Source organism: Arenibaculum pallidiluteum (assembly GCF_017355985.1).
GTDB lineage: Bacteria > Pseudomonadota > Alphaproteobacteria > Azospirillales > Azospirillaceae > Arenibaculum > Arenibaculum pallidiluteum.
The window spans coordinates 147,282-167,809 of sequence record NZ_JAFIQU010000013.1 but is presented as its reverse complement, the minus strand read 5'-3'; the positions used below and the strand labels follow the sequence as shown (position 1 = coordinate 167,809).

Below are 20,528 nucleotides of genomic sequence, written 5' to 3'. Positions count from 1 at the left end.
AGGGGTATGCGGCGGGGGAGATGAAGCACGGGCCGATCGCGCTGATCGACGAGGCGGTTCCGGTGGTGTGCATCGCGCCCTCGGACAGCCTGTTCGAGAAGGTCGCCTCGAACATCCAGGAGGCGGTGGCGCGCGGGGGCAAGGTGCTGCTGCTGTCGGACGAGAAGGGTCTGGCGCGGCTGGACGGCCGGGCCCGCTGGAAGGTCGAGCTGCCGGCCGTCGATCCGTTCGTCGCCCCCATCCTCTACGCCATCCCGATGCAGCTCCTGGCCTATCACACGGCCGTCGCCAAGGGCACCGACGTCGACCAGCCCAGAAACCTCGCCAAGAGCGTCACCGTCGAGTAGGCACCAGCCCCGCGCGGGGAAGCGGAAGGGGCCTCAGCCCGTCCTGCGGGACCCGTCCGGGGCATAGTCCTCGGCCAGGAACTGGTGGATGGCGTCGAAGACCTGGAGGCGGTTCTTCTCCAGCAGCACCATATGCGTGCCTTCGCCGACCTCCAACCAGCGCCGGTAGGGCGCGCCCCTGAGCGACAGGAAGAAGTCCTGCGCCGAGGCGAGGGGCACGTCCCGGTCCCATTCGGCATGGGTCAGGAGCACCGGGACACGGATCTCGCCGGGATCGTAGAGCGCCTTGCCCGCTGCCCAGAACTCGCGGATGTCGAGGAGCGGGCCGTTCACCGCGCGGATCGTGCGGGAACCTCCGGCATCGCCCAGTGGATCAGTGCGCGGCTCGGTCGCGAGCGAGGCCTCCGCCCAGCGCTCGAACCAGCCCTCGGGGATCAGGCTCGCCCGGGCCGCCTCGGGCGCGGCCGAGAGCCAGCGCTCCCTGAACTCCATCACGGGAACCCGGCGATAGGCGCCGAGGCTTCCCCCGGAATCGATCGGGGCGGGGCCGTCCAGCAGCCACAGCGGCGCGACCAGCGCGAGCTTCAGCACCTTGTCGTTGTTGCCGGCGGTATAGGCGCCCGCGACCGAACCGCCCCAGGACATGGCCAGGAGGTTGAGGCGCGCGATACCGCGGCGCTTCAGGATGAAATCGACCGCGCTGGCGAGGTCGCGCACACCGACCTCGGTGCGGACGAGCGGGGCATTGTCCTGCGCCGGCGCGTCCATCTCCGGCGGCCGGGTCGAGCCGCCATAGCCGCGCACGTCGACGGCATAGACCTCGTACCCGCGCGTGGCGAGGTCGTCCATCAGCGAGAAGCCGCCGAGAGGCACGTCGAAGAGGCTTTCCGAGGAATAGGTCGCGCCGTGCATCAGCAGGACCGTTCGTTCGGCCGAGAAGGCCTCGAGGCTCCTGGGCCGCTTGTTGCGGAGGTGAAGCGAGATGCCGGGGGTGTCGCTCGGGATCATGAGGTCCTCGACGACGAGGTCCGGCGCGGGCGCAGGGAGGGGTGCGGGGAATCGCTGGTTCATGGTCGGTCTCCGAGGATCAGAGGAACTGCCAGGCGAAGCGCTCGCCGTTCCGGCTGATGCGGCCGGCCGAGGACTCCGCGAAATGGGTGGTGAAGACCGTCGCCCCGCTCTCCGCGGCGTCCTCCAGGACGCGGGCGCGCGAGCGCACGGCGGCTTCGGGGAACTCGCAGAAACAGGAGTTCAGCGACGGCTCGTAGACCTGCAGCGGGTGGTGCATCACGTCGCCCGCGAACAGCGCCTGCTCGCCGCGTGAGACGAGGCGGATCGAGGCGTGGTCGACGCTGTGGCCCGGGGTCGGGATGAAGGAGAGGCCCTCCAGGACCTCGCTGCCGTCCACCTCGACGAGCCGCGCGAGGCCAGCCTCGATCACCGGCCGCACGCTGTCGTCGTAGACGCGGTCGAAGGGCCGGCGCACCGCCGGGCCGAGCGCCCGGTCGGACCGGACGGCATCCGCGGGCTCCGCGCCGTCCGCGAGGCTTTCGCCGTAGGACTGCTCGATGCGCGAGAAGACGTAGGTCGCGTTGGGGAAGGTCGGCACCCAGCGGCCGTCGACGAGGCGCGTGTTCCAGCCGACATGGTCGGCATGGATGTGGGTCAGGAGCACATGGTCCACCTCCTCCGGCGCGACGCCGGCCGCCGCCAGGCGTGCGAGGAAGGGCTCGTTGAGCCGGTGGAGCGCCGGAACGTCGGGGCGCAGCTTGTCGTTGCCGGTCGCCGTGTCGATCAGGATGGTGTGGTGCGGCGTCCGGACCAGCCAGCTATGGACGCTCTGGACGAAGGTGCCGGTCCCGGGATCGAGCGAGCCGGGGCCGAAGCGCTCCCGATGGCGCTCCAGCGCCTCCGGATCCGCCCCGGGGTAGAGCATGCCGAACTGAAACGCGGCGAGCGCCAGCTCGTCGATCCGCGTGATGGTCGCATCGCCGATGCGGTAGGTCCTGGTATCCGTTGCCACTGGGGCTTCCTCCGTTCCGATCGGCTCCGGGACATGGAGCCGGCCGGCACGTCCTGGACGTGCCGGCATGGACGGAAGGTACGGAGCCCGCCCCGCGGCCAGGAGGGCCGCGGGCTCGATAGGTCCCATCGATGCCGTTGATGGCGCCTTGCGCGTGATGGCGCCTTGCGCGTGATGGCGCCTTGCGCGGGTCTGCCCGTCGTCAGGGCCTTTGCCGGGCAGGCCCGGCAGCTTCGGAGTTCAGCGCGACGCCCCCTGCAGGCCGCCGCGGATCAGCGAAGCGAAGGCTTCGATGGCCTCGGCCTCTGTGCACCGACCGCGCACCATCAGGGCCGAGAGCGCCTCGCCCGCGCCGACCAGGCCGACGCAGCACCGCTCCAGATCGGCTGGCGGCAGGGCGGTGTGCGGCCTCAGCACCGAGACGAACATCTGGACGCAGTTGTCGAGAAGCTCCTGGAAGACGGCTGCCTTCTCGTCGCTCCCCGCCAGCGCGGCACCCAGCACATGAAACTCGTCTGTCATGTCGCCGGCGCAGCGGATATAGGCGGCCGCCAGCGCATCGGCCGTCTCGCCGATGCTCCGCTCGCCGGTGGACATCGCGTCGCGGAAGGCATTCACCCGCTCGAGATCGATCCATCTGTAGAGCTCGATCAGCAGTCCCGAGCGCGTGCCGAAGTGATCGTAGGCGACCGGCTTGGAAATGCCGGCGCGCACGGCAAGATGCCCGAGGGTCAGCCGGTCCGCGCCTTCCTCCCTGACGATCGCGAGGGCCGTCTGGAGCAACTGGCGCCGGCGCTCGTCCCTGGAAAGCCTGCGCGACACCGTGTCCCGGGCAGCCCCATCCGTTTCTTGGCCCAACTCGCATCACCCCCTTGCGGAACCTACCAAGAGTAGCTTTGTTAAGCTACCAATGGTAACTTACGCTGCGCGAGGAGGTATGACAATGCCGGCTGATCCCATTCTCCTTGTCGGAGGCTCGGGCATTGTCGGTCGCTGGACGGCACGCTTTCTGCGCGCCCATCACCCCGACGCCCCGCTCCTGATCGGAGGCCGCGATCGCGGCAGGGCCCGGAAGGCTGCGGCCGAGATCGGCAATGCGGAGGGCGTCGCGCTCGACCTGTCCACCGATGACCTCGGCCTCGGCGACCGCAGGGTCGGTGCCGTCGCCGTCCTCTTCACGGACGACAGGATCGCCGGGCTGCGCTTCGCGCTGTCGCGCGGCGTGCCGCATGTCAGCATCTCCCCCGGCATCATCGAGATCGGCCCGGAAGTCGCGGCCTATATCCACCGGCCCGCCTCGGCACCGGTCGTCCTCGGGACGGAATGGCTCGTGGGCGCCACCTCGGTTCCCACCCTCGAATTCGCAAAGGCGTTCGGCCGGGTCGACGAGATCTCCATCGGCGCGCTCGTCGACGAGCAGGACGCCTTCGGACCGGCCGCGGAAACGGACCTGGAGCGCCAGACGAAAACGATGCCCGCCGCGCTCGCGCGCCGCGACGGCGCCTTCGTCTGGCGCGTCGGGGACGATGCCAGGGCCAGGTTCCGCGCCGTGGACGGGACCGAGATGGAGGCTTCCGCCCTATCCCCCAACGACGTTCTCGGCCTCGCTCTCGCGCTCGGCGCGCCGAACGTCCAGTTCAACCTCGCGGTCGGGACGAGCTCCTCGCGCCGGCGCGGCGAGCCGATGTCGACCGAGATCATCATCGAACTCGCCGGGGAGGATCACGCGGGGCGACCGCTCCGCACCCGCCATGCCGTTGTCCACCCGGAGGGGCAGATGCCGCTGACCGGGCTCGGCGTGGCCCTCGTTCTCGAACGGCTCGCAGGGCTCGACGGCAGTCCTCCGATCCCGGCCGGACTCTACTTCCCCCATCAGCTTCTCGAACCGGAGGCCTATCTCGCGCGTCTCCGGGAGATCGGAGGAACGGTGCGAAAGCTGGAGGTGCCGTGATGCACGGGGATCCCTGGCTGTCCGCGTCCCTCTCGGCCGCGGTCCGGGCCGGCAGGCTTGCAGCGGCGGCCGATCTCATCCGCTCGGGCGCGGATGTGAGCCGTTCCGCCCCCGATGGCCTCACGCCCCTGATGATCGCATCGGGCCTCGGCCAGCCGCAGATGGTGGAGCTGCTGCTGACGGCCGGGGCGCAGGTGTTCGCGGTCGAGCCCCGCGCAGGGGCGACGGCGCTCCACAAGGCGGCTCTGTCGGGCAGTCCTGACGTCGTTGGCCTGCTCCTCGACCACGGAGCCTTCATCGACCAGCAATCCCCCATTCTCGGGCACACCGCGCTGATGGACGCAGTCGTGTACAAGCACGGGGACGTTGTCCGGCTGCTCCTGAGACGCGGCGCGCGAACGGCGATCAGGAACCACTGGCAGGAGACGGCGCTCGACCTTGCGCGGCGCGACGGGCTCGACGCGATCGCAGGGCTGATCGAGGCGAGGAACGAGGCCGATGCCGAGGAGGTCGGCGCGCAGACGCTGGTCCCGGCCATCAAGGCGGGCGACCTCGGCGAGGTCGAGCGGCTGATCGCGCAGGGCGCGCCGGTCAACGCGCGGCTGCCGATGATGGGGAGCCCCGACGACGACTATACGCCGCTCGCCATCGCCGCCCGCGAAGGGCATGCCGACATCGTCCGCGCGCTGCTCGAAGCGGGGGCGAACCCCCGCCGGGTGATCGGACTGTTCCTGGGGACGGCGCTGCACGAGGCCAGCTATTTCGGGCATGCCGACGTCGTCCGGGCGATGACGGAGAGGTGCGCGCGTGCCGGGACGCCAGCATCCGAGCTCGACGCGCAGGGTGCGTACAACGGCATGACGCCGCTGCACGATGCGGTTTGGCACGGGCATCTGGAAGCCGCGCGGGCGCTGGTCGAGGCGGGGCATCCCCTGCATCTCAGGACGCATGCCGGCCTGACGCCCCGCGAACTGGCCGTCCTTTACGGCTACAGCGATCTCGCCCGGTTCCTCGCCGACGCCGAACAGGCGCAGGCCGGTCCCGCCACCATCGATCATCCCGAAACCTCCGAGGTGAAGCCATGATCCCGCTTTCCCGCAGGGCACTGCTGGCCGGAACCGGTGCGGCCGCCTTGATCGCCGCCATGCCCGCGCTGGCCCAGCAGCCCGTCATGCCGCCCGTCCGCAGGATCAGGACGAACGGCATCGACCTGGCCGTCTACGAGGCAGGCTCAGGCCCGGCCGTCGTCCTCCTGCACGGCTTTCCGGGGCTGGCCTTCAGCTGGCGCCATCAGATCCCGGCGCTTGCCGCTGCAGGATACCGCGTCATCGTCCCCGATCTGCGCGGCTACGGCCTCAGCGACGCGCCGGAGGCGGTCGAGGTCTATGACATCGCCCATCTGACGGGCGATCTCGTCGGCCTGCTCGACGCGCTCGGTGTCGGAAAGGCTGTCTTTGCGGGGCATGACTGGGGCGGGCTGCTGGCCTGGCAGATGCCGCTGCTCCACGGCGAGCGCGTTGCGGGGGTGATCGGGGTCAATACGCCGTTCATCCCGCACTGGATGCTCTGGCTGCATCCCGAGCTGGTCGGTGCCGTCCTGCCGGAGGGCCGGACCTTCATCGCCGATCCGGGGATCGACCCGATCGCCCAGATGCGCGAGGTCTACAGCCCGAACATGTACGTCCTGCTGTTCCAGGACGGGAGGGTGGCCGACGATGCGATGAACCGCGATCCCCGCGGCACGCTGCGGGCCGCGATGCGCAAGGGTCTCTTCACATCCGCGGAATGGGACGCGCTGCAGCCCAAGATCGCGCATATGGAATACTACGGGCAGCCCCTGCCGGAACGGCTTCCCGGAAAGGACGTGCTGAACGCGCAGGAGCTGGACTTCTACGTCAGGCATTTCGAGCGCACCGGCTTCACGCCGGGAATCAACTGGTATCGCAACCTATCGCGGAACTGGAAGGCGGGCCTCGATATCGACCAGACTGTCCGCGTCCCGGCCCTGATGGTCTCGGGTGCCAACGACGTGGTTCTCAGACCTGGGATGGCGGAGGGCATGGAAGCTTACGTCAGGGATCTCGAGAGGCACGTCGTCGAGGATTGCTGGCACTGGACGCCCGAGGAGAAGCCCGTGGAATTGAACCGGCTGATGATCTCCTGGCTGGAGAGGCGCTATTCGTCGCGCTGACCCCCGCATGCCGGTCCGGCTGCGGTCTTCTGCCTTGAATGGGGGTGCGCCCGATGCTGGATGGGGAACACGGTCCGGGACGGCCGGCGGCCGGTGGCACGGATCTCGCCGAGATCGATCTCGGCCTGCTGCTGGCCCTGGAGGCCCTGCTGCGGGAGCGCAACGTCACGCGCGCGGCGATGGGCCTCGGCATCGGCCAGCCCGCCCTGTCGGCGCGCCTCAATCGGCTGCGGCAGATCTTCGCCGACCCGCTCTTCGTGCCAGCGGCGACCGGGCGCGGCGTGGTGCCGACGCCGAGGGCCATGGAGCTGCAGGCGGAACTCGCCGACGTGCTCGGCAGGCTGCGCCGCATGGTGGAGGGGCCGGCGGCGTTCGACCCGGCCTGGACCCGGCGCACCTTCGTCATCGCCATTCACGAGAACCCGGCGGTCGCGCTGGCGCCCGGCCTCGTCGCAAGGCTGACCGAGATCGCGCCCCATGCGCGCCTCGCCCTCGTCCATCCCTCGCGCGACATCGTCGAGCGGCTCGAGCGCGGCGAGGTCGACGTGCTGGTGACGGCGCCGGACGTGGCGAAGGGCGAGCTGATGCAGCGGCCCCTCTTCGAGGACAGCTTCGTGACCGCGCAGCGCAAGGGCCATCCGCGCGGCACGGGGCCCCTCGATCTCGACACCTTCTGCGCGCTCGACCATCTGCTGATTTCGGCCGACGGCGGCGGCTTCTCGGGCCTCGTCGACGACGCGCTGGCAGCGCTCGGCCGGTCCCGGCGCGTCGCCGTCTCGATCCAGACCTATGCGCTTGCGCCCGTCATCCTCGCGCGCAGCCAGTGCGTCTGCACCTTGCCCCGGCGGTTCCTGTCTCGCTTCGCCCAGGAGCTCGACCTCGCGCCCACGCCGCTCGACCTGCCGCCGGCGCGGCTCGTCGCGCTGTGGCACCCGCGCAGCCAGGAGGACCGGGGCCACGCCTGGCTGCGCGACTGCCTGTACCAGGCGGCTGCCGGCGCCTGAATCCCGTCCGTCTCCGCCGCACCCGTCTCCGCCGCACCCCTCTCCAAGGGCCCGGCATCGGCTCAGACCGCCGGCTCCACAGCGGCAGCGGCGTCCGGCGCAGGCGCCCCGACCGCATCCCCCTCGGCCCGGGGCGGGACCTCGGTGCCGGATGGCGGCTCCCAGAGGCCCTGCTTCTTCAGGTTCTTGACCTCCGCCCGGACGCAGCCGGTCAGGGCGCGCATGGCGACGGTCGCCGGACGCTGGCTCGAGGTCGCAAGGAGCAGCTCGCGGCTCAGCGAGGGGTTCTCGATCCGCCAGTACTTGATGCGGCCCTGCGTGACGAGGCGATGCACGCTCGAATAGGACAGGATCGTGTATCCCATGCCGCTCTCGACCAGCCTCAGCGTCGAGGGCATGGCCTCGACCTCGAGGTCGATGCGCGGCGTGATGCCGGCCTCGGCCAGGGTATGGTCGACGACCAGGCGCAGGCCGTGGGGTCGGCTGGGCAGGATCATCGGCAGCTCGCCGAGCTGGGCTGCCTGGATGGGGCCCGGCGGCAGCCTGCAGGGGTCCTCAGCCGCGCCGAGCAGGAACAGGTCGTCGCGCAGCAGCGGCTCCGACAGGAGATTGCTCATGCGCGGCGCGTTGTAGAGCACCGCCACGTCGATCTTGCCGTTGATCAGCCATTCGAGGACATGGCCGCTGAAGCCCTCGACGACCCGCATCGAGACCAGCGGGAAATCCGTGCGGAAGCGCTGCACGAGAGGCGCCGTCAGCACGACGCCGACCGACGGAGGCATGCCGATCACGATCGTTCCGCGCGGGTTGGAGCGCAGCGCCGCGATCTCGGTCGTCGCCCGCGAGATCTGCTCGAGGATGCCCTTCGAGTATTCGTTGAGGAGCTTGCCGGCCTCGGTCAGGACGATGCCGCGGCCGTTCCGATAGAGGAGGTCGACGCCGAGCTCGGCCTCGAGCGCCTTGATCTGCCGGCTCAGCACCGGCTGGCCGATGGACAGCGCCACCGCGGCCCGGGAAAAATTCCCGAACTCGGCGACAGTCGAAAAGAGCTTGAGCTGCCTGGTCTCAATCATCGTCGGGAATGCTCCCCAACAGCCGGCGGCGCGGCAACCGTCGCATTCAACATAACTGTTAGCACGATCCCGGCGGGGACCGCCGAAGAAATGTTTGGCAGGCTGACGAAACCAGAGGGCAAGGCGGTGAATACCGCTACCGACCGGGAGGACAGCATGCAGGAATCCAGGGGCACCGCATTCGTGACGGGCGCGGCCGGCGGCATGGGGCGCGCGATCAGCCGGGCGCTTGTGGACAGCGGACGGCGGGTCGTCCTGGCAGATCGGGACGAGCAGGGCGTCAGGGACCTTGCGGCGGAGCTGGGGCCGGCGAGCCATGCACTCGCGCTGGACATCTGCGACGCCGCCGCGGTCGACTCCTGCCTGGAGCGGGTGCCGCCGGACTTCGCCACGATCGACGTCCTCATCAACAACGCGGGCCATGACATCGGCGGCCGCAAGCGGTTCGACATCGGCTCCGCCGACGACTGGAGCGCGATCATCGAGACGAACCTGATCGGCACCATGCGCGTCACGCGCGCCATCCTGCCGGGCATGGTTGCGCGCAATCGCGGCGACGTCGTCACCATGGGATCCATCAGCGCGCTGCGCTACGTGCCCGACATGGCGCCCTATTCGGCCAGCAAGGCGGGCGTCCACATGCTTTCGGACATCATCCGGGGCGAGCTGGCCGAGACGGCTATCCGGGTCACCGAGATCATGCCGGGCCTCACCCGCACGGGCATCATCGCCGCGCGCTACCGCGGCGACCAGGAGGAGACCCGCCGCTACTTCGATCAGTTCAGGATGGCCCTCGACCCCGAGGATGTGGCCCGCTGCATCCTGTTCGCCATCGATCAGCCGCCGCACGTGCAGATGGCGCAAATGGTCGTGCTGCCCGTCAACCGGTGGTGAAGGCGGGCGCTGGTGAGAGCACGGGCCCTGGGGCAGGGCCCGCATCCCCTCAGCGGCCGGCCGGATCCGCGTCGAGCCGCGCGACCCAGCCCTGGAGCGACGGGCTGGGCGCGGGATAGAGCTCCAGCACAGCGGGATCGTGCCCGGGCACCACGTGGTCGCGCGAGGTGGCGAGCCTCAGCACGGTCTCGTAGCCCTCGAGCACGTCGGCGACGCTGTCGACGGTGGGGAACACCTTCTTGCGATCGAGATGGGCGAAGAAATGGGCGGCGTCCGAGGCGAGCACGACATGGCCGCGCCGTGTCCTGACCCGCACCGACTGGAGCCCGCGCGAATGCCCCCCGATCCTGTGGAGCGTGATGCCGGGCGCCAGCTCGTCCGTGCCGTCATGGAAGGTGACGCGCCCGGAATAGACCCGCCGCACCATGGCGACGACGTTGTCGACGTCGTAGGGATGGTTCAGCGGCCCGTGGCACATGCAGCGCCCCGTGGCGTAGCTCATCTCGCAGTCCTGGACGTGGAACCGGGCGCGCGGGAACAGGTCGTCGTTCCCGGCGTGGTCGTAGTGCATGTGGGTGATGATCACGTCCTGCACCGTGTCGGCATCGATGCCGAGCGTCCTCAGCCCCTCGCCGACCGGCCGCAGCAGGTCGCGGCGCCGCCTGTCGGCGGAGGCCTGATCGAACCCCGTGTCGACCACGAAGGTCCGCTGCGCGTTGCGGACGACCCACACGTAATAGGCCAGCGGCATGGCGACGTCGTGGCTGTCGCCGCCGATGAAGTTCTCGGGCGAGCGCCGGTCGGAGTGGGCGTAACGCAGCGCATAGACCTCGTAGACATCGTCGATCATTGCTGCCTCCGTCTCAGCGCTGGACGAACGGGTTCGGCACGTTGCCGCTGATGTCGATCCAGACGCTCTTTTCCTGGAGGTACTCGCGGATCGCCGACAGCCCGCTCTCCCGCCCGATGCCCGAGCGCTTGTAGCCGCCGAAGGGCGACATGTAGCTCGTCGCCCGGTAGGTGTTGACCCAGACCGTTCCGGCCTCCAGCCGCTGCGACATGCCCAGCGCGCGCTCGATGCTCGTGGTCCAGACTCCGGCCGCGAGGCCGTAGACCGTGCCGTTCGCGATCTCGACGGCCTCCTCTTCGGTCTCGAAGGGGATGATGGCGAGCACCGGCCCGAAGACCTCCTCCTGGGCGATGCGCATGGAGGGCTTCACGTCGACGAAGATCGTGGGCTCGACGAACCAGCCGTCGCCGCACTGGGCGGCGGTGGCGCGCTGCCCGCCGAGCACGCATCTGGCGCCCTCGGACTTCGCGATCTCGATGTAGTCCAGCACCTTGGAAAGCTGCGGCCGGGTGGTGATGGGGCCGACCTGCGTGTCGTCCATCGAGGGATCGCCGATGCGCGCCGTCTGCGCGAATGCGACCAGCTTCGAGACGAACTCGTCGTAGATCGGCCGGTGGACGAGCGCGCGCGAGCCTGCGATGCAGGTCTGCCCGGTCGCCGCGAAGATGCCGGAGACCACGCCCTTGACGGCATCGTCCAGCTTCGCGTCGTCGAAGACGATGTTGGCGGACTTGCCCCCGAGCTCCAGCGTCACCGGCTTGATGGAGCGGGCCGCCAGCTCGTAGACGCCCTGCCCGGTGCGGTCGCCGCCGGTGAAGGCGACCTTGGCGACATGGGGATGGGAAACGAGCCGCTCGCCGATCTCGTTGCCGAAGCCGGTGACGATGTTGACGACGCCGGGCGGGAAGCCCGCCTTTTCGAACAGCTCCCCGAACTCCAGCGCCGATGCCGAGGAGTATTCTGAGGGCTTCCAGACCACCGTGTTGCCGGCGGCGAGCGCGGGCGCCAGCTTCCACGTCGCGAGCATGAGCGGGGAGTTCCACGGCGTGATGGCGGCGACCACGCCCAGGGGCTCCTCCCGGGTGAAGTTGAAGACGCCGGGCTTGTCTATCGGGATGACGCGGCCCTCGATCTTGTCGGCGAGGCCGCCGAAGTAATGGTACCACTGCGGCATGTAGCGGAGCTGCGCCCGCATCTCGGCGATCAGCTTGCCGTTGTCCCGCGTCTCGATCTGCGCCAGGCGTTCGGCATCCTCGGCGAGCAGGTCGGCGAACCGGCGCAGCAACGCGCCGCGGGCGCTGGCGCTCAGGCCGCGCCAGGAGGGCGCGGCGAAGGCGGCCCGGGCCGCAGCCACGGCCCTGTCGACATCGGCCGCGCCGGCGCGCGGGATCGCCGCCCAGGGCTTGCCGAGAAACGGATTCTCGGTCTCGAAGGTCTGCCCGCTCTCGGTCTCGACCCAGGCTCCGCCGATCAGCATCCGGTATGTCTTCATGTCCCCCGTCCCCATGATGCGCGGGCCGCCGGCACGCGGCGGCCCGCCCTTCCGCTGCGAACCCGCCCCCGGGCTACTCGCCCAGCTACTCGCCCATCTCGGCGAAGGCTTCCCTGGCGATGCGGAAGGAATCGACGCCGGCCGGGACGCCGGCATAGATCGCGACCTGCATGAAGATCTCGCGGATCTCGTCCTTCGTGACGCCATTCCGCAGCGCGCCCTTCACGTGCATCTTCAGCTCGTGCGGCCGGTTCAGCGCGCTGATCATGGCGAGGTTCAGCATCGAGCGGGTCTTGCGCGACAGGCCCTCCCGGCCCCAGACCGCGCCCCAGCAGTACTCGGTGACGAGCTCCTGCATCGGCCGGTTGAACTCGTCCGCGCTGGCGAAGGACTTCTCGACGAACTCCTTTCCGAGCGTGTCCTTGCGGATCGACAGGCCACGCTCGAAGACTTCCTTGTCCATTTCAGAACTCCCGGAATTTCGGTTGAGAGGAACTCGGGCGGCCCGGCGGCACGGCCACCGGGCCGTGAAGACGTCACTTCTTCGGCCAGTAGGGCTCGGCCATCGCGATGTTCGCGGGCGCCACGGTCGAGGGGATGCCGTTGCGCCACTGGACGATGGTGAGGCCCGCGCCGACGCGCCGGCCGTTCTCGTCGAACTTCAGCTTCCCGCCGGGGAAGTACCTGGCCGGGCCGCCGTCCATGTCGACGGTGCGCAGCGCCTGGGCGACGGCCTCCTTGTCGGCCTTCTTCGCGGATTCCAGGGCTTCCTTGATGATCCACATGTCGCCGTAGGTCGAAATGGCGTTCTGCGTCATCCAGGGCTCGTTGTACTTGTCCTTGATCCGCTTGATCAGAGCCTCGTGCCCCTTGAAGCCCCAGTTTCCGACGCAGGTCATGACGCCCTCGACCAGGGCGGGGTTCATCGTCTTCAGGAGGTCCGGCTCGGCGATGGCGATGCCGAAGGAGATCAGCGGGATGCGGCCCTGGCCGAGGCCGAACTCGTTCAGCTTCTCCAGCATCAGCTTCGCGTCGGAGATTACCGTGGGCAGGAAGAAAACGAGGTCCGGCCGGGCCGAGCGGATCCGCTGGACCAGCGGGGTCGCGTCGGCAAGGGGCGGGGTGAAGGTCTCGTCGACCACGAGCTCGATGCCGAGCTCCTTCAGCAGCCGCTCGCGCATCGGCTTCACCGACGCGACCGAGGCGGCCGTGTTGTCGGTGACGATGGCCACGGACTTCGGCTTGGAGCCGGTGGCGCGCGTCGCCAGGTCGATGACGACCGGCAGCGACTGCTCGGCCTGCGAGGCGGCCGTCGCCGAGGTCTGGAAGACGTATTTGAAGCCGCGGCTGGTGATCAGGTCGGAATAGGACAGCGTCAGCACGGGCAGGCCCGCCCGCTCGGTCACCTCGGTGACCGCAAGGGTGAAGGAGCTGAGATAGGCGCCGCTCGCCGCCACCAGGTTCGTGTGCTCGGCCACCATGCGCTGGGCCGCGTTCTTCGACTTCTCCGTCGAATCTCCGGCATCCACGATCACCAGCTTCAGCTTGGCGCCGCCGAGCGAGCCGATGCCGCCCGCGGCATTGATGTCCTCGATCGCCATCTCGGCGCCCATGCGCATCACCTGGCCCGGGCGGGCGTAGATGCCCGAGAGCGGGACGATCAGGCCGACCTCGACCTCGGCCGGGGTCTGGGCGAAGGCGCTGGCGCCGGCCATGCCGTAGGCCAGGGCGGCCGTCGCCGCGGTCGATTTCAGGAGATCGCGGCGGTTGATCTTGAGAGCTTCCATGACGTTTCCTCCACTGGCTTATTGGTGCTTGTCGCGTCGTCGGGCGCGTCCCGCGCGGCGCCCTCACATGCCGAGATAGGCCTGCCGGATCCGGTCGTCCGCGCGGAGCGTCCGGGTGTTGCCTTCGAGAACGACCCGCCCGGCTTCGAGCACGTAGCCGTGATCGGCGGAGTCCAGCGCCTCGGCGACGCGCTGCTCGACCAGCAGGATGGTGAGCTTCGACTGCCGCCTGATCTCGATCAGCTTGTCGAAGATGAAGTCGGCGATCGCGGGGGCGAGGCCCATCGAGGGCTCGTCCAGCATCAGGAGCTTCGGCGAGGAGGCGAGTCCCCGGCCGATGGCCACCATCTGCTGCTCGCCGCCCGACAGGGTGCCCGCGGGCTGGTTCCGGCGCTCCGCGAGCACCGGCAGCCAGGTCAGGATCCTGTCGAGGTTGTCCTTCCAGTCACGCCGCCCGGCCTCGGTGTAGGCGCCCATCTGCAGGTTCTCCATCACGGAGAGGGAGGCGAAGACCTGCCGGCCCTCCGGCACATGGGCGATGCCGAGATGGGGTCGGCGGTCGGGCGCGACCGAGAGCAGGTCCCTGCCTTCGAAGGTGACCGACCCCGCCATGGGCGTGACGGTGCCCGAGATCGTCTTGAACAGCGTCGACTTGCCCGCCCCGTTCGGACCGACGATCGAGACGAACTGCCCCTCGCCCACCTCCACGGACAGGTCGTTGAGGACGGGAATCCGGGAATAGCCCGCGCTGAGGCCGGAGATCCTAAGCATGGGCGTTGCTCCACTTGGAACCGAGATAGGCCTCGATCACGAGGGGGTCGCGGGTGACCTCCTCCGGCGCGCCGTCGAGCAGGACCTTGCCGTGGTCGAGCACGACGAAGCTGTCCACGAGGCGCACCATCGCGTGCATGGTGTGCTCGATGATGACGATGGTCGTGCCTTCGGCCGCCAGCCTGCGGACGACGGCGATGACGTCGCCGACCTCGCCGCGGCCGAGGCCCGCCAGCGTCTCGTCGAGCAGGAGCAGGCGCGGCTGGCCGGCCAGCGCGCGCGCCAGCTCCATCAGGCGCAGCTCCTTCGTCGTGAGCCCGCCGGCGACCCGGTCCACATGGGCCTCGAGGCCGACCCGCGCGATCGCCTGGGCGGCGAGCGCCCGCGCCTCGTCTTCGGTCTTCGCCTTCACATAGGCGCCGACGATGACGTTCTCGGCGACAGTCATGCGCGCGAAGGGGCGCATCACCTGGAAGGTCCGTCCCATGCCCGCGGCGCAGAGGTCGTGCGGCTTCCTTCCGACCATGTCGGTGCCGTCGAGCAGCACTTCGCCGGCATCCGGCTTCAGGAAGCCGTTCAGCAGGTTGAAGAGCGTCGTCTTGCCGGCGCCGTTCGGCCCGATGATGCCGAGGATCTGCCCCTCGATGACGGAGAAGCTGACATTCTGGACGGCCTTCAGGCCGCCGAAGGACTTCGACAGGTTGCGCACATCGAGGAGGGTGCGGCCGTGCGTCACGCGCCGGCGCGGCAGCTCGGCGACAGCGGCGGGGGCCGCGGCATCCGCCGCGGCTGCCGTCGCCGCCTGGGCATCGGCGGGCCGGACGGCCTCGCCGCGGCTGCGGCGCTGGCGCAGCTTGTCACGCACCTTCCAATAGACGCCCTCCGGCGCCAGGAGCACGACCGCGACGATGGCGAGGCCATAGATCACGCCCTGGATGCCGGGCAGCCTGGCCCCCAGCTCGGCATGCAGCGTCTCGCTGGTGGGGATCAGGATCAGCGCACCGATCACCGGCCCCCAGACGGTGCCGACGCCGCCGAACATCGCGACCGTCAGGGCCTGGGCGGAGGCCAGCATGCCGAAGACCGCGACCGGCGTGACGACGAGCAGGACGACCGCGTAGAAGCCCCCGATGGCGCCGGCGATGGCCGCCGAGAGCATCATGGCGCGCAGCTTCCACGCCAGCGTGTCGATGCCCGCCGCCTCGGCCGCGGCCTCGTTCTGCTTGATCGCGATCAGCGCCATGCCGAAGCGCGAGCGCTCGACCATGCGCGTGACCGCGATGACGCCGACCAGGATCGCGAGCGCCAGCCAGGTATGGACCCGGTGGTCCTGGAACTGCATGTAGGCGACCGGGCTCGTCCGCTCCATCGGGACGGAGACCTCCTGGAAGCCCAGCCATTCGAAGACGTAGAGCAGCGCCAGCGGGTAGGCGAGCATCGAGAGCGCGAAATAGTGCCCGCGCAGGCGGAAGGTCGGAATGCCGACCACCAGCCCAGCGGCCGCACCGACGACGCCCGCCAGCGGGATCGCGATCCAGGGGCTGATACCGAAGAACACGTGCGCCAGCACGGTGAAATAGGCGCCGAGCCCGAAGAAGGCCGCGTGGCCGAAGGAGACCAGCCCCGTGTAGCCGCTGATCATGTTCCAGGACAGGCCCATCACGGCCCAGACCAGGACCAGCGTCATCATGAGCTGGTAGTAGGAGTTGGTGACCGCCAGCGAGGCGGCGAAGTACACAGCCGCGAATGCGAGGGCGGGGGCCAGGGATCGAAGGAGCGCCATGATCAGGTCCTCTCCACGACGCGGCCGAAGAAGCCCTGCGGCCGGAAGAAGACGATCAACAGGAAGAACACGAAGATCGCCGTGTTCTGGAGCTGCGTCGGCAGGATCAGCGTCGACATCTGCTGCACCAGGCCGATCGTCATGCCGCCCCAGAAGGCGCCGATGATCGATCCCATCCCGCCGAGCACCACGCCGGCATACATCACGATGACGTATTCGAGCCCGACATAGGGGTGGAACGGGTAGTTGGTGGCCAGCAGTCCGCCCGCGACGGCCGTGATGGCGACGCCCAGCGCGAAGGCGATGCGGTGGCTCTTGTCGACGTTGACCCCCATGTAGATCGCCGCGGTCGGGTTGTCGGCCGAGGCGCGCAGCGCCCTGCCGATGCGGGAATTGCCGATCATCCAGGCCAGCACGGCGATGACGCCCAGCGAGATGGCCGCCGAGATCCCGCGCGCCTTGTTGACGAAGACCGAGACGTAGTCGCCCCAGAAGGGGCCGAGCTCCCATGCGCTGGTCGACAGCGGCGTCTGCAGCGAGTACAGGAACGAGCCGAAGAACAGCATCGCGCCGTTGGTCAGGATCAGCGCGATGCCCAGCGTCAGGATCAGCTGGGCGTAGTGGCCTTCGCCCTCGAGATGGGCGGTGCGCGTGCCGCTGACATGGGAGATCAGCACCTTGTGGGTGAGATACCCGATGCAGAACAGGACGGGACCGGCCAGGATCGCCGCGACATATGGGCCTGCGGAGGTCCCGAACACGGCCGAGACGCCGAGCGCGCCGAAGATGTAGAAGGCCGCGTACATGCCGAGCATCATGAAGTCGCCCTGCGCGAAGTTGATGACGCGCATGACGCCGAAGATGAGCGCGAGCCCGACGCACATCAGGCCGTAGATCGTTCCGACCAGAAGACCGGCGGCGAGCGCCTGAAGGATGTTCTCGGTCCAGATGATGCCGGTCATGATCCCCTCCCGGCGGGCCGGTGGTTCCCGCCGCGCGCCCCTGTCGGTTCCGGGCTCCTGGTCATCTCGATCCTCCCTTCCTCCGGCCTCCTCTTGGTGGGGAGGCTCCCGATATGAGTCCCGCCGGCATCCCCGGCGGTATTGCCCGTGGCTCAGGCCGGCCTGCGGCCGGCCGTGCGGGCGTTCTTCGCCGTCGCGGCGCAGAGCTGCATGAGCTGTCCGGCGTCGCCTTTCGTCTCGATGCCGTCGACGAACTCCTCGATCGCATCGGCGCGCTCCGCCCCCAGCACGGCGCCGGCCGATTCCCGGAAGCGGGCGCGGATGTCCGCCTCGGTCGCAGGCACCACGTCGCGCAGGCTCGTCTTCAGGCGCCGGCCGTCCTTCAGCGAGACCTCGACCTCGGCGCCCTGCGCCGCCGGGAAGGCGGCCGTGAATTCCGGGTCGGGCTGCAGCTCGCAGGCGCGGACGATCCTCAGCACCTCCGGGTCGTCGAGCCTCTGGTAGTTGGCTTCGCCGAGCCGGCGGTGGACGAGCGCCGCGGCGACGCCGAACTGGATGCTCATCTTGGCCTGCAGGGCGCGCTCGTAGGGTCCCTGGAAATCGCATCCGGGATAGCGCACGGCGGCCTGGGCCACGCGGACCGACACCGATTCCACCGGAGCCGCGTCCCCGGTCAGCTCGGCGGCCAGGCGCAGCGCGGCCTGGCAGGCGGTCTGCGCGAAATTGCAGGCGGCGACGGGCTTGTTGTAGACCCCGAGGATGTCAGCCTTTCCCTCGGGAAAGAGCGGAATGTCCGCAGGCGCCGGCTTGCGCCCGAATGCGGCGAACAGGCCGGCCTCACCCTCGAGGATGTCGGGCGATCCGAAGGCGCCGAGCGCGGCCAGCTCGACCGCGGTCAACGCGCTCCGGGCCGCGAAGCCGGGATGGAAATACATGTCCGAGCCGCCGCTGTGCGGCCACTGGTTCAGCCCGGCCGCCGCGTTCGTGCCAAAGGCGATGGCGGCCGCCGTGCGCTCGGCATCGAGGCCGAGAAGATAGGCCCCGCCCGCCGCGGCGCCGATCGGGCCGACGAGGCCCGTCGGCCGGAAAAGGCGCGCAAGCCCGGCATCGAAGAGCGCCCGCCCGACGCGGCAGCCGACCTCGTAGCCCAGGATCGCGGCGCCGAGCAGCCGAGCCCCGTGCACCGGGTGGCGCTCGGCGAGCGCCAGCAGCGCCGGCCAGACGACGACGCCGTGATGCGAGAGCGAGGCCGCGTGCATGTCCTCGCGGACCAGCCCGTGCCCCAGGACGGCATTGGCAAAGGCCGCGTCGCCGGGCGTCGCGGCCTCGGCGGACCCGACGATATGGGCGCCGCCAGAAGCGGGCGCGACTGCGCGCGCTTGGCGGCCCCAGGGTAGGTCTATGGACTCGAACGCGCAGGACAGGAAGTCGAGCAGGCAGGCCTTCGCCTTGGCGACCGGCGCAGGCCCGACCATCGACAGGTCGAAGGACGCGACGGCCTCGGCCATGCTCTGCGACAGGGTAGGGGTCCGTGATGTCGTCGGCATCGGCTGATCCTTCCGGCATGTGCGGTCAGACGGGCGCGCGATCCGCGCCGTGCCCCGGCGGCCCATCCCTGAGGGCGGCCGCCGGGACGGGGCTTCAGGCCTGGCTCTTGATCTCGATGCCGGCCCAGTCCTCGACGATCCTCACCATCGAGGTGAAGTCGGACTCGGGGCCGTACTTCGCGTTGGTGGCCGCCAGCATCTGCCGCACCAGCGAGCCCGCGATCATGGGCACGCCCAGGGCCTCGGCCTCGTCGACGCAGAGCTTCACGTCCTTGTAGGAAAGCGCCGTCGCGAAGCCGAAGTCGAAGCTGCGGGTCAGGACGGCCTTCGGAAACTTGTCCTGGGTGGCGCTGTTGCGCCCGCTCGACGCGTTGATGATGTCGCACATGATCTTCGGGTCGAGCCCGGCCTTCACGCCCATGGCCACGGCCTCGGCGGAGAGCAGGATCACGGCGGCGGCGATCATGTTGTTGCCGAGCTTCGCGACCTGCGCGACGCCGGGCGTCTCGCCGCAGTAGAACTGCCTGCCGAAGACCTGCAGGATCGGCTCGATCTCCGCATGGAGATCCCTGGGGCAGGACACCATGACGGCCAGCGTGCCGTTGGTGGCGCCAGCGATGCCGCCGGAGACCGGGGCATCGACCCAGGCGATGGCCTTTTCGGCGAGGCCGGCGGAGATCGTCTTCGCCATGCCGGGGCCGGTCGTCGAGAGATCGACCAGGACCCGCACCTTCGAGCCCGCGGAGATGCCGTCCTGGCCCAGCGCGACGTCACGGACGATGGCCGGCGTGGGAAGGCTGCAGAAGACGATCTCGGCCCGCGAGGCGACCTCGGCGGGGGTGCGGGCGCGCTCGGCGCCGCGCCTCTCGAGGTCGGCCCCCGCGTCTTCGCGGGTGTCGAAGATCACGAGCGAATGGCCGGCCTCGATGAGCCTGGCCGCCATGGGCGCGCCCATGCGGCCCAATCCGACGAAGCCGAGTGTCCTGGGAATCATCTGGTCTCCTCCCAAGCGCTTCCGGTCTTCTTCTTGGATCGCGGCGGAAGCGCATTGTTCGGAGGTCAAGCTATAGTGCCGGGGCTCCGGGCATTAGCCTCGTAATCGGCATAACAGAATTTCCCGCCCCGGCAGCTGCAGCACGCCTGTGGAGTGGTGCAAGAACTTGTTCCACAAGGTGTTTTCGGTGCGGTCTAACGCAGCGCGGACCGTCCCCCGGACGGCGGCGGAGGCTCCGGGAGGATCGGGGCCCGGCCGGTCGCGATGGCGTGATCGAGCAGGTCCAGCCGATCCTGTCCCCAGAACGGCTCCCCCTGCCAGACATAGACCGGCGCACCGAAGAACTGGCGCTCGATCGCCTCCTGCGTGAGCCCGTCGGCGGTCTCCGCCAGCTCCGGCTCCTGCTGGGCGCGTCCCAGAAGCCGCGCGCCGTCGAGCCCGGATTCCTCGGCCAGGCGACGCAGGGTCTCGGGGTCCTGGACGTCCAGCTCGTCGGCCCAGACGGCCTTCAGCGCGGCTTGCACGAAGGGGCCGACCTCCGATCCCTCGGCGATGGCCGCCAGCAGCATCCGGTGGCCGAGCGACGGGTCGGCGGGATAGTACCTCGGCGAGATCGTCAACGGGATGCCGCGCAGATCGCGCCAGCGCTTCATCTCGATCACGCGATAGATCCGGCGCTGGATCGGTCGTTCGTCGACGGGCTTTCCGCCGCCGGAAGCGAAGACGGACAGCAGGTTCACTGGCTTGTAGACCACGCGCAGGCCGCGGCGCTCCACGAGTTCCTGGAACGTGCGCGATCCGATGTAGGACCACAGCGAGATGAAGCTGAAATAGTATTCGACGGTCCGTTCCATGATCA

At 69.5% G+C, this 20,528-nt stretch carries 20 protein-coding genes; 6 read left to right on the top strand and 14 right to left on the bottom strand.

All coding sequences use genetic code 11. The annotated features are described in order from the left end of the window. Nucleotides 1-347, top strand: a 347-nt coding sequence (locus tag JUB13_RS22325; protein WP_207482796.1) for an SIS domain-containing protein, incomplete at its 5' end; no start/stop codon positions are given. A 33-nt stretch (nucleotides 348-380) separates the two neighbouring features. Here JUB13_RS22325 and JUB13_RS22320 read toward each other — a convergent pair. From JUB13_RS22320 to JUB13_RS22310, 3 genes are all read right to left on the bottom strand, one after another. Then, the gene (locus JUB13_RS22320; protein ID WP_207482794.1) at nucleotides 381-1,418 is read right to left on the bottom strand and encodes an alpha/beta hydrolase; all 1,038 of its coding nucleotides are present in this window, start codon (nucleotides 1,416-1,418) and stop codon (nucleotides 381-383) included. Nucleotides 1,419-1,434: 16 nt separating this feature from the next. Beyond that, on the bottom strand, nucleotides 1,435-2,370 hold the full coding sequence (locus JUB13_RS22315) for an MBL fold metallo-hydrolase (RefSeq protein WP_207482792.1): 936 nt from the start codon (nucleotides 2,368-2,370) through the stop codon (nucleotides 1,435-1,437). Between the two features lie 240 nt (nucleotides 2,371-2,610). Then, complete coding sequence (locus JUB13_RS22310; RefSeq protein ID WP_207482790.1) at nucleotides 2,611-3,228, bottom strand: TetR/AcrR family transcriptional regulator; 618 nt, start codon at nucleotides 3,226-3,228, stop codon at nucleotides 2,611-2,613. 85 nt (nucleotides 3,229-3,313) lie between these two features. Here JUB13_RS22310 and JUB13_RS22305 point away from each other — a divergent pair, with 85 nt between their 5' ends. The 4 genes from JUB13_RS22305 to JUB13_RS22290 are packed head-to-tail and all read left to right on the top strand — an operon-like array spanning nucleotide 3,314 to nucleotide 7,516. Then, nucleotides 3,314-4,321 carry a hypothetical protein gene (locus tag JUB13_RS22305; protein WP_207482788.1) on the top strand — a complete coding sequence of 336 codons (1,008 nt, stop codon included), beginning with the start codon at nucleotides 3,314-3,316 and terminating at the stop codon, nucleotides 4,319-4,321. Next, on the top strand, nucleotides 4,321-5,406 hold the full coding sequence (locus JUB13_RS22300; protein WP_207482786.1) for an ankyrin repeat domain-containing protein: 1,086 nt from the start codon (nucleotides 4,321-4,323) through the stop codon (nucleotides 5,404-5,406). The genes JUB13_RS22305 and JUB13_RS22300 overlap by 1 nt, the downstream gene beginning before the upstream one ends. Beyond that, nucleotides 5,403-6,512: an alpha/beta fold hydrolase gene (locus JUB13_RS22295; protein WP_207482784.1), complete on the top strand. Its 1,110-nt coding sequence runs from the start codon at nucleotides 5,403-5,405 to the stop codon at nucleotides 6,510-6,512. The genes JUB13_RS22300 and JUB13_RS22295 overlap by 4 nt, the downstream gene beginning before the upstream one ends. Nucleotides 6,513-6,565: 53 nt before the next feature. Continuing rightward, the gene (locus tag JUB13_RS22290; protein ID WP_207482782.1) at nucleotides 6,566-7,516 is read left to right on the top strand and encodes a LysR family transcriptional regulator; all 951 of its coding nucleotides are present in this window, start codon (nucleotides 6,566-6,568) and stop codon (nucleotides 7,514-7,516) included. Nucleotides 7,517-7,578: 62 nt separating this feature from the next. On the opposite strand, the gene JUB13_RS22285 is transcribed toward JUB13_RS22290, so the two are convergent. Then, entirely contained in the window at nucleotides 7,579-8,589 is a 1,011-nt protein-coding gene (locus tag JUB13_RS22285) for a LysR substrate-binding domain-containing protein (RefSeq protein WP_207482780.1), read from the bottom strand. A gap of 156 nt (nucleotides 8,590-8,745) precedes the next feature. On the opposite strand from JUB13_RS22285, the gene JUB13_RS22280 reads away from it, so the two are divergent. Next, nucleotides 8,746-9,483, top strand: a complete 738-nt coding sequence (locus JUB13_RS22280; protein ID WP_207482778.1) for an SDR family oxidoreductase — start codon at nucleotides 8,746-8,748, stop codon at nucleotides 9,481-9,483. Nucleotides 9,484-9,532: 49 nt separating this feature from the next. Here the strand turns inward: JUB13_RS22280 and JUB13_RS22275 are convergent, their stop codons facing one another. The 10 genes from JUB13_RS22275 to JUB13_RS22230 all read right to left on the bottom strand — a co-directional run bounded on the left by JUB13_RS22275 (nucleotide 9,533) and on the right by JUB13_RS22230 (nucleotide 20,523). Beyond that, the gene (locus JUB13_RS22275) at nucleotides 9,533-10,333 is read right to left on the bottom strand and encodes an N-acyl homoserine lactonase family protein (protein ID WP_207482776.1); all 801 of its coding nucleotides are present in this window, start codon (nucleotides 10,331-10,333) and stop codon (nucleotides 9,533-9,535) included. 13 nt (nucleotides 10,334-10,346) lie between these two features. Further along, the gene (locus JUB13_RS22270) at nucleotides 10,347-11,825 is read right to left on the bottom strand and encodes an aldehyde dehydrogenase (RefSeq protein ID WP_207482774.1); all 1,479 of its coding nucleotides are present in this window, start codon (nucleotides 11,823-11,825) and stop codon (nucleotides 10,347-10,349) included. Nucleotides 11,826-11,910: 85 nt separating this feature from the next. After that, nucleotides 11,911-12,288, bottom strand: a complete 378-nt coding sequence (locus JUB13_RS22265) for a carboxymuconolactone decarboxylase family protein (protein ID WP_207482772.1) — start codon at nucleotides 12,286-12,288, stop codon at nucleotides 11,911-11,913. Nucleotides 12,289-12,361: 73 nt separating this feature from the next. After that, complete coding sequence (locus JUB13_RS22260; protein ID WP_207482770.1) at nucleotides 12,362-13,612, bottom strand: ABC transporter substrate-binding protein; 1,251 nt, start codon at nucleotides 13,610-13,612, stop codon at nucleotides 12,362-12,364. A 63-nt stretch (nucleotides 13,613-13,675) separates the two neighbouring features. Continuing rightward, nucleotides 13,676-14,383: an ABC transporter ATP-binding protein gene (locus tag JUB13_RS22255; protein WP_207482768.1), complete on the bottom strand. Its 708-nt coding sequence runs from the start codon at nucleotides 14,381-14,383 to the stop codon at nucleotides 13,676-13,678. Then, on the bottom strand, nucleotides 14,376-16,166 hold the full coding sequence (locus JUB13_RS22250; RefSeq protein ID WP_207482766.1) for a branched-chain amino acid ABC transporter ATP-binding protein/permease: 1,791 nt from the start codon (nucleotides 16,164-16,166) through the stop codon (nucleotides 14,376-14,378). Before JUB13_RS22250 ends, JUB13_RS22255 begins: the two co-directional genes overlap by 8 nt. Nucleotides 16,167-16,168: 2 nt before the next feature. After that, complete coding sequence (locus JUB13_RS22245; RefSeq protein ID WP_207482764.1) at nucleotides 16,169-17,128, bottom strand: branched-chain amino acid ABC transporter permease; 960 nt, start codon at nucleotides 17,126-17,128, stop codon at nucleotides 16,169-16,171. 152 nt (nucleotides 17,129-17,280) lie between these two features. Next, nucleotides 17,281-18,675 carry an MmgE/PrpD family protein gene (locus JUB13_RS22240; protein WP_207482762.1) on the bottom strand — a complete coding sequence of 465 codons (1,395 nt, stop codon included), beginning with the start codon at nucleotides 18,673-18,675 and terminating at the stop codon, nucleotides 17,281-17,283. Between the two features lie 94 nt (nucleotides 18,676-18,769). After that, nucleotides 18,770-19,738: an NAD(P)-dependent oxidoreductase gene (locus JUB13_RS22235; RefSeq protein ID WP_268914402.1), complete on the bottom strand. Its 969-nt coding sequence runs from the start codon at nucleotides 19,736-19,738 to the stop codon at nucleotides 18,770-18,772. Nucleotides 19,739-19,863: 125 nt separating this feature from the next. Beyond that, nucleotides 19,864-20,523, bottom strand: coding sequence for a 2-hydroxychromene-2-carboxylate isomerase (locus tag JUB13_RS22230; protein ID WP_207482758.1), 660 nt, complete (start codon nucleotides 20,521-20,523; stop codon nucleotides 19,864-19,866). Nucleotides 20,524-20,528: the final 5 nt, after the last annotated feature.

Coding starts and splice junctions, on each gene's coding strand:
- JUB13_RS22320 (WP_207482794.1), bottom strand. CDS start 1,418: ATGAACCAGCGATTCCCCGCACCCCTCCCTGCGCCCGCGCCGGACCTC.
- JUB13_RS22305 (WP_207482788.1), top strand. CDS start 3,314: ATGCCGGCTGATCCCATTCTCCTTGTCGGAGGCTCGGGCATTGTCGGT.
- JUB13_RS22300 (WP_207482786.1), top strand. CDS start 4,321: ATGCACGGGGATCCCTGGCTGTCCGCGTCCCTCTCGGCCGCGGTCCGG.
- JUB13_RS22295 (WP_207482784.1), top strand. CDS start 5,403: ATGATCCCGCTTTCCCGCAGGGCACTGCTGGCCGGAACCGGTGCGGCC.
- JUB13_RS22290 (WP_207482782.1), top strand. CDS start 6,566: ATGCTGGATGGGGAACACGGTCCGGGACGGCCGGCGGCCGGTGGCACG.
- JUB13_RS22285 (WP_207482780.1), bottom strand. CDS start 8,589: ATGATTGAGACCAGGCAGCTCAAGCTCTTTTCGACTGTCGCCGAGTTC.
- JUB13_RS22280 (WP_207482778.1), top strand. CDS start 8,746: ATGCAGGAATCCAGGGGCACCGCATTCGTGACGGGCGCGGCCGGCGGC.
- JUB13_RS22275 (WP_207482776.1), bottom strand. CDS start 10,333: ATGATCGACGATGTCTACGAGGTCTATGCGCTGCGTTACGCCCACTCC.
- JUB13_RS22270 (WP_207482774.1), bottom strand. CDS start 11,825: ATGAAGACATACCGGATGCTGATCGGCGGAGCCTGGGTCGAGACCGAG.
- JUB13_RS22265 (WP_207482772.1), bottom strand. CDS start 12,288: ATGGACAAGGAAGTCTTCGAGCGTGGCCTGTCGATCCGCAAGGACACG.
- JUB13_RS22260 (WP_207482770.1), bottom strand. CDS start 13,612: ATGGAAGCTCTCAAGATCAACCGCCGCGATCTCCTGAAATCGACCGCG.
- JUB13_RS22255 (WP_207482768.1), bottom strand. CDS start 14,383: ATGCTTAGGATCTCCGGCCTCAGCGCGGGCTATTCCCGGATTCCCGTC.
- JUB13_RS22250 (WP_207482766.1), bottom strand. CDS start 16,166: ATGGCGCTCCTTCGATCCCTGGCCCCCGCCCTCGCATTCGCGGCTGTG.
- JUB13_RS22245 (WP_207482764.1), bottom strand. CDS start 17,128: ATGACCGGCATCATCTGGACCGAGAACATCCTTCAGGCGCTCGCCGCC.
- JUB13_RS22240 (WP_207482762.1), bottom strand. CDS start 18,675: ATGCCGACGACATCACGGACCCCTACCCTGTCGCAGAGCATGGCCGAG.
- JUB13_RS22230 (WP_207482758.1), bottom strand. CDS start 20,523: ATGGAACGGACCGTCGAATACTATTTCAGCTTCATCTCGCTGTGGTCC.